Source organism: Streptomyces flavovariabilis, assembly GCF_000725785.1.
GTDB lineage: Bacteria > Actinomycetota > Actinomycetes > Streptomycetales > Streptomycetaceae > Streptomyces > Streptomyces hawaiiensis.
In genome coordinates, this window is sequence record NZ_JNXD01000053.1 from 1 (window position 1) to 6,815 (window position 6,815).

General features: G+C 69.8%; 8 protein-coding genes and 2 pseudogenes. 8 read left to right on the top strand and 2 right to left on the bottom strand.

Features of this window, described 5'->3' with window-relative positions; genetic code table 11:
- The first annotated feature begins 146 nt into the window (after positions 1 to 146).
- The 6 genes from IO24_RS47820 to IO24_RS0139655 all read left to right on the top strand — a co-directional run bounded on the left by IO24_RS47820 (position 147) and on the right by IO24_RS0139655 (position 4,635).
- A complete protein-coding gene (locus tag IO24_RS47820; RefSeq protein ID WP_420823262.1) occupies positions 147 to 335 on the top strand; it encodes a hypothetical protein in 189 nt (62 codons plus the stop codon).
- Entirely contained in the window at positions 295 to 738 is a 444-nt protein-coding gene (locus tag IO24_RS47825; RefSeq protein WP_199808917.1) for a zinc-binding dehydrogenase, read from the top strand. The genes IO24_RS47820 and IO24_RS47825 overlap by 41 nt, the downstream gene beginning before the upstream one ends.
- Positions 669 to 1,007: a zinc-binding dehydrogenase gene (locus IO24_RS47295; protein ID WP_267886837.1), complete on the top strand. Its 339-nt coding sequence runs from the start codon at positions 669 to 671 to the stop codon at positions 1,005 to 1,007. Before IO24_RS47825 ends, IO24_RS47295 begins: the two co-directional genes overlap by 70 nt.
- Before the next feature lie 599 nt (positions 1,008 to 1,606).
- On the top strand, positions 1,607 to 2,176 hold the full coding sequence (locus tag IO24_RS0139645) for a hypothetical protein (RefSeq protein ID WP_157851355.1): 570 nt from the start codon (positions 1,607 to 1,609) through the stop codon (positions 2,174 to 2,176).
- 627 nt (positions 2,177 to 2,803) lie between these two features.
- Positions 2,804 to 3,343: an ArsR/SmtB family transcription factor gene (locus IO24_RS0139650; protein WP_031144676.1), complete on the top strand. Its 540-nt coding sequence runs from the start codon at positions 2,804 to 2,806 to the stop codon at positions 3,341 to 3,343.
- Positions 3,340 to 4,635: an MFS transporter gene (locus IO24_RS0139655; RefSeq protein WP_031144678.1), complete on the top strand. Its 1,296-nt coding sequence runs from the start codon at positions 3,340 to 3,342 to the stop codon at positions 4,633 to 4,635. The genes IO24_RS0139650 and IO24_RS0139655 overlap by 4 nt, the downstream gene beginning before the upstream one ends.
- Positions 4,636 to 4,817: 182 nt before the next feature.
- On the opposite strand, the pseudogene IO24_RS0139660 reads toward IO24_RS0139655, so the two are convergent.
- Positions 4,818 to 5,045 (bottom strand): annotated as a pseudogene (locus IO24_RS0139660) (aldo/keto reductase); the annotation flags it as partial.
- A 172-nt stretch (positions 5,046 to 5,217) separates the two neighbouring features.
- On the opposite strand from IO24_RS0139660, the gene IO24_RS0139665 reads away from it, so the two are divergent.
- Positions 5,218 to 5,799 (top strand): hypothetical protein, encoded by a 582-nt coding sequence (locus IO24_RS0139665; RefSeq protein WP_031144681.1) that lies wholly within the window; start codon positions 5,218 to 5,220, stop codon positions 5,797 to 5,799.
- A 180-nt stretch (positions 5,800 to 5,979) separates the two neighbouring features.
- Here the strand turns inward: IO24_RS0139665 and IO24_RS47300 are convergent, their stop codons facing one another.
- On the bottom strand, positions 5,980 to 6,108 hold the full coding sequence (locus IO24_RS47300) for a hypothetical protein (protein WP_267886838.1): 129 nt from the start codon (positions 6,106 to 6,108) through the stop codon (positions 5,980 to 5,982).
- A gap of 221 nt (positions 6,109 to 6,329) precedes the next feature.
- Here IO24_RS47300 and IO24_RS0139675 point away from each other — a divergent pair.
- Positions 6,330 to 6,815, top strand: a pseudogene (locus tag IO24_RS0139675) (IS21 family transposase); the annotation flags it as partial.

Sequence of the window (6,815 nt, forward strand, 5' to 3'; positions counted from 1 at the left end):
AGGGCAACGGCGTTCACCAGGCCATGCTCGGCATCGCCCGGCTACACAACCTGGCCCTCGCCCGATAACCCACGCCCCATACGGGACAACCTCTAGGAGGCCGATGTGCCCGATCCGTCGGCGGGGCCGGCCAGACTCTGGTCCAGGTGGAGGCCGCGGGTGTCAACTTCGGCGACATCAAACAGATCGCAGGCGAGCACACCGACGGTCCGCACGCCCCCCAAGGTCCCCTGCCCCGTATTCCCGGCATGGAGGTCGTCGGCCGGACCGCGGCCGGCCGATGCGTCCTCGGCTATGTTCCGCAGGGCGGTTACCACCAAGACGGTCGTCTCTGACCGTCACCTGGTCGCGTTGCCGCCGGGGGTGGGTGCGGGCGAAGCGCTGGCCGTTCTCGTACAGGGGCTGACGGCGTGGCACCTGCTGCGGTCGGTCGCACGAATCAGGCCCGGTGAGAGCGTGGTGGTCCATGCCGCCGCGGGCGGGACGGGCAGTCTCGCCGTTCAACTGGCCCGGGAGTTCGGGGCAGGACGGATCATCGCCACGGCGTCGTCCGTGCAGAAGCGCGCCCTTGCTCTCGAACTCGGCGCGGACGCGGCCATCGGCGGCGATGCGGCCGCTACCGGGAGCGGGTTCTCGACGCCAACCACGGACGCCCGGCCGACATCGTCCTGGACGCCATCAGCGGTCCCGTCCTCGACGCCGCCCTGGACACCCTCGGGCCCCTCGGCCGGCTGGTGACCTACGGCGCCTCGTCCCGGCAGGCAGCCGCCGCGATCGCGCCGAGCCGGCTGGCGGTGGACAGCATCACCGTCGCCGGCTTCTGGGTCATCCCGCTCATCGCCAGGAACGGCACCGCCGGTGCGGAACTGGCGCAGCTGCTCGACCTCACGGCACGCGGTCACCTGCGGCCCCTGGTCGGCGCGGAGTACGACCTGGCGCGGGCCCGCGACGCGCACGAGGACCTGCTGGGTCGCCGTACCAAGGGGAAACTGGTCCTGCGCCCCTGACGACACACACCCGACCTGCATCCACCGGGCGGGCCACGACCGCATCGAACCGACCATGTTCAATGGCAGCGCGTAAGTGGAAGGGATAGCGCACGTTCCGCGCCGGATGCGTCATCGCGGCCAGGGCAATGGCCGCCACGCACTGGACGCTGCGCACCGTGCAGGCCGCGTCGACCTATACGGGACTGCCGGCCTCTGATGGGCGTCCGTCCCCGGAGGCCCACAGGGACACGGCGAACCAGCCGACCCTCCTCCATGGCACGGTCCCGCCGGATAGCGCTACCTGATCCGCGTTCAGGGTTCCACTGGGCGCCGGAAAGCCCCCACCGGCATCCCTCTTCGCGTGCCTGAACCGGACAGAGAGCACGGCATGACCATCGCCCAGATCCCGGACCGCCGTGCGCACACCGCCCACCGCGCCCTCGACCTGTAGGTGATCGGGGCCCCCTTGTGCCCGTACGCACTCCTCCCCCGCCACTGACGCCACGGCCGTCCCGTGCTGTCCGTCCCGCGCAACGACCGCTCTGAGCGCCGCTGCTCAGACCGACTGAGTAGCAGAGCGCTGCCGCGCTCCGGCCGCGGCGGCTTTGATCAACGGCATGAAGCCCAAGATCATGGTCCCCGTGCTCGGCGTCACCCTGGTGGCGCTCTTCGGGCTGACAGCCAAGGGGTGCGAAGCGATACAGGGCGGGCCCGTGCGCAGCACCGAGGCCTTCCGTGACCATGTCCGTGCCACCACACGGGCCGGCGAGGACGTCTACCGCGCGCTGTCCCCGGCACCCGCCAAGGAGCCGTACGCCTCCCGGCAGGACAGCTCCTCATGCGTGGACGACTTCGGCTTCGACGTCACCGGCGTCAGCCGGGACGAGCCGGTCTTCATCTGGGATCTGGACTTCGCCAGCGACGACGACTACCGCGCGGCGCTGGCGTCCCTCCGCAACACCTGGCGCGAAGACGGCCGTACCGTCGAGAAGGTCGACAACGGCATCGCCGCCACCCTCGACGACGGCATCCGGGTCACCCTTCACCTTGGGTACTACGACGGCGAGCCCGAGCTGCGCGCCGAGGGCACGTGTATGCGCTACCGGGACAGCTACGGCGACGAATACGACTACATGTTCGACGACAATGGGGACGGGACGGTCGACGAGTACGAGCGGCCGAACTGAGTTCCGGCGACCTCCGGCACGCCGCGGCCACCAACCTCATCCTCTGGGAGAGCCCCGACTCGTGATCCCCATCGTGCTGGGCACTCCAGGGCAACGATGTTCCAGTTCCTTGCTGGCGTGATGCAGCAATTGCCTACTGCATCTGTGTCGGTCCAGGGGGATCATGCGCCAGGTCGCCGGAGCATGCGTGCTCGCCGCAACCTGTCTGCGTCTCGCGCCTGCTCTGAGGGTGACGGCACGAGTGATCCGCAGCCGAGCCCGCGCACCGCGCTCAGCCGAACCGTCGAGTCGGGCCTTGTACCCACGGTTGACGGATCGGGGCTGCATCAGCACGACCTGATTCGCCGTGCTCGCCGGCGAGCCGCTGAGCCCTGCCCTGCAGTGCCGCACGGGCCCGTGGAGGAGGTGGAGGTGCTTGTGGCGGTGGCTGTCGAGCGTGCCGGAAGGATCGTCCACCAGGGGCAACACGCGCGGTGCTGCGTTTGCCGGTCGCTTCGTTTTGCGGTTCGTAGCCCTGGGCGATGGCCCTCACGATCTCCCTGACACCCGGCCCCAGCGCCTGTGCCGATGTTCCCCGAGGCCAGAATCCCCTTGCTCAATGGTCAAGAAGTGTTGACCATTGCTCGCATGCCTGCCGAAGACCTTCCCGAGACGTTTCACGTCACCACGGACGAGCAACTACGCGCCGTCTCCAATCTCACGCGCCACCGGATCATGGCCGTGCTCCGCTTCGAGCCGGCGACAATCACGCAGATCGCCGAGCGGGTGGGTCTCGCGAAGGGGAGTTCCAGCTATCACATGCGGCTGCTGGAGCGTGCCGGCCTGGTGAAGGTGGTGCGGACACGCAAGGTGCGGGGCGTCACCGAGCGGTACTACGCGATGGCCGCGCGGTCGATCGCGCTGCCGGATCCGGGCGAGGGAGGGCCGGATGTGCTGATGCGGCACGCGGTGGCGGACCTGGAGGCGTCGCCGGTGGATAGTGAGCGGCACGTGCGGATGGCGCATCTGCGGCTCACCGAGGAGCAGTTCGCGCAGTTGGGGGCGCGGCTGCAGGCACTGGCGGACGAGTACCGGGAGCTGTCCGATCCGTCGCTGCCGGACGCGTCCCTCGTGTTCGCGCTGTTCCACCCGGCACCGCGCGAGCAGACCGAGGAGGGTGCCAAATGACCCTAGGTGTGGGGAAGTTGCCGACCGGGTTCGGACGGCTGTGGACCGCGCAGACGGTGTCCTCGCTCGGGGATGGGGTGTCGCACGCCGCGCTGCCGCTGCTGGCGTTGACGTTGACGCGGGATCCGATGGTGCTCGCGGTCGTCACAGCCGCGGGGACGCTGCCGTGGCTGCTCTTCGGCGTGCTCGGCGGTGCGCTGGTGGACCGCTGGGACCGCCGGCGAACGATGTGGGTCACGGACACGGCGCGTGCGGTGCTGCTCGCGATACCGGCGGCAGCAGCCGCACTCGACGTGCTGAGCATCGCGCTGCTCGCGGCCGTCGCCTTCCTGCTCGGCCTCGGCGGACTCTTCTTCGACACGGCCGCCACGGCCTATCTACCGGACCTGCTCTGCCGCGACCCCGCACTCCTTCAGCGCGCCAACTCCCGCTTGCGCGGCGCCCAGACCGCCATGTCCGGCTTCGCGGGACCGCCGGCGGGCAGCGCGCTGCTCGCACTCGGGCGGGCGGTTCCGCTGCTCGCCAACGCAGTGTCGTTCACGCTCTCCGCACTGCTCGTTCGGTCCCTTCCCGCCCTCCCCCGGCCCGTGCCGGAGATGCGCGAGTCGCTGCTTGTCCAGGCGCGGGCCGGGGCCTCGTACGTCTTCCGGGACCGGCTATTGCTCGGGCTCGCGCTGCGCCCGGCGGTCGGGAACATCGCCTTCCTCGCCGTGGAGACCGTCCTCGCCCTCTTCGCGCACGACCGCCTCGGCATCGACACCTACGGCTTCGGCCTGCTCCTCACAGCGGAGGCCGCCGGCGGCCTGCTCGGCGCAGGCATCGCCTCATCCCTTGGCCGACGACTGGGCACCGGCACCGCACTCACCTGCACAGCCGCCGTCGAAGGGCTCGCCATCCTGGGCCTGGCCGCTGCACCGAACCCGTACGTGGCCGGGCTGGCGCTCGCCGTCTGCGGGGCCGGCATGGGCGCCACGATGGTGCTCACGCCCTCCCTTCGGCAGGCAATCGTCCCCAGCCACCTCATGGGCCGGGTCGCCTCCACCTCCCGCATGCTGGCCATGTGCGCCGCCCCCCTCGGAGCCTTCCTCGGCGGCTGGCTCGCCAGCGCCTACGACATCCGCACCCCGCTCTACGCCGCCGCCGGCCTCCTCCTGACCATGACAGCCGTCACAGCAACCATGACCAGCAACCGCCAAGTCGAAGCCGCGCTGCATGCCGCCGCCCCCGTCGCCGGTCCGGATCACCGGACATCCAAGGAACCCGCCCAGGAGAGTGCGCCCGAGGCACCCTGAACACGGCGTAGCGGGTGCACGTCGGCCGCCGGCAGGAGCCATGGGACGGGGCCCTGGTCAGCCATGCTGCGAATGGAGCGTGCGGCGACCGCGACCAGCGACGCCTCCTAGGGCGGTCAGGAGATCGATGCCCCCGCCGCGTTCGCTGCAGAGCCCCCGTTTGCTGTGTGCGCCCCCTCCGTCTACCGGTTGACGGCCCGCATCCCTGCCTCGTCGTACCGCTCGCCGGCCGCCTCGGGCAGCTCCGCGTCGATGCGGGCCAGGTCGTCCTTCGTCAGGTCGATGTCGACTGCGGCGGCGTTCTGCTCCAGGTAGGTGCGGCGCTTGGTGCCCGGGATCGGCACCAGGTCCTCGCCCTGGGCCAGCACCCACGCGATGGCCAGCTGAGCCGGCGTCACGTCCTTCTCAGCAAGCCCGGGGTTCGAAACAGTTTCCAATGATTCATCCACGAAGGTGTGGATGATCCGGTGCGTCCGGGCGTGTCGGTGGCGAGTGCCAGAAGCATTGTCTGGGCCGGGATCAGCGCGCTCCTGCGTCGCAGGAGCGGCCCTGGCCAGGACACTCGCAGAAGGGGAGTCAGCGATGGCCAACGAACTTCACTACGGGGACCGGATCCACCTGCAGAACCTCTACCAGGGGGACGGGGGCTTCCTGGAGACCAACGGCACATCCAGCGCGCCGGGGGGCCGACTGCTGGTGAACACGGCCACCACCGCCACCCGGGGAGGCGGCACCGGCACGTGGGAGATCCTCTCCGGGTCCTGCCAGGCCGCCGGCTCGCCCGTGAAGAGCGGCGACATCGTCTACCTGCGCAACCTCGCGGAGAACGGCACCGGCGGCTACCTGGACATCAACGGCCCGGCCAGCAACACCCAGAAGACCTACGGCGGCCTCTACGACGTCATCACTGCCTGGGGCAAGGACCGCGACGAGAACAGCAGCCGCTGGCAGATCTTCGACCTCACCTCCAACCCCGGCGACGGCCTCGTACGCTTCAACGACACCGTCCAGCTGTGGAACACCTACCACAACCGCGGCGGCTTCCTGGAGACCAACGACGTCAGCTCCACCACCGGGGCCAAGTACGACGTCGACACCAACGCCTACCTCAACCGCGGCAACGCCAACGTCACCCACTGGCAGATCCAGCGACCCCAGTCCTGAGCAGCTACATCCGAACTCCACAGGCTCTGTTCAGCAGTGACGGCTGAGCACTGCCCAGAAGTCTCAGAGTCGGCAAACGGTAGCGGCGCCTTGGACGCACGCGCGTGACTCCAATAACGTCGGGCCCCGGGGATGGCAGAACTCCCCGGGGCCCATAGTGTGTCCGGGCCTGGTCAGATCTCAGAGCAGCAGGCCACCCAGCGGCCCGCCGACCAGTTCGGCGCAGCGCCGGTCCGGCCGCGGGCCCGGGTGGTCGTGGTCGGCGCCGTAGACCCGGCGGCGCAGCAGCTGCTCGTCATCACGGTCCATCCGTTCAGCGGGAGGCCTCGCGGGCCAGGCTGACTTCAGGCGTTGCCCGACACCCACGTCACCGCCACGGAACCCACCAGGGTGGACAGCGGCGCCAGTCTCAGAGCGGGTCTCAAGGACCGGAGAGAGCCAAGGCGTACCGCTGTCCGTCGCAAGCCGTTCGCCGGGCCTTGCGGGCGCCGGTCCGAGCCGCTTACACCCTGGAGGCTGGCTGCGGGGTGGTACACGCGTTCATTCCGCAGTCCCACAGGCCGGGGGCCGAGGCGGAGGTGGACTTCGGCGACGTGGAGGTACGTCTGGCCGGTGAGCAGGTCACCTGCTTCGTGTTCGCGATGCGCCTGTCGTATTCGGGCAAGGCCGTGCACCGCGTCTTCGTCTCCTGCGGCCAGGAGGCATTCCTCGAAGGCCACGTCCACGCTCTCAGCGTGCTGGGCGGAGTGCCCACCTGCAAGGTCCGATACGACAACCTCCGCTCCGCGGTCTCCCGGGTACTCAGCTCGCGCTCCCGCGCGGAGAACGAGCGGTGGACCGCGTTCCGGTCGCACTACGGCATCGACGCGGCCTACTGCCTGCCCGGCATCGAGGGCGCCCACGAGAAGGGTGGGGTCGAGGGGCAGATCGGCTGGTTCCGCCGGAACCATATGGTCCCCGTCCCCGAAGTCGCCTCCCTTGCCCAGCTGAACGCGATGATCGAGCAGTGGGACGAG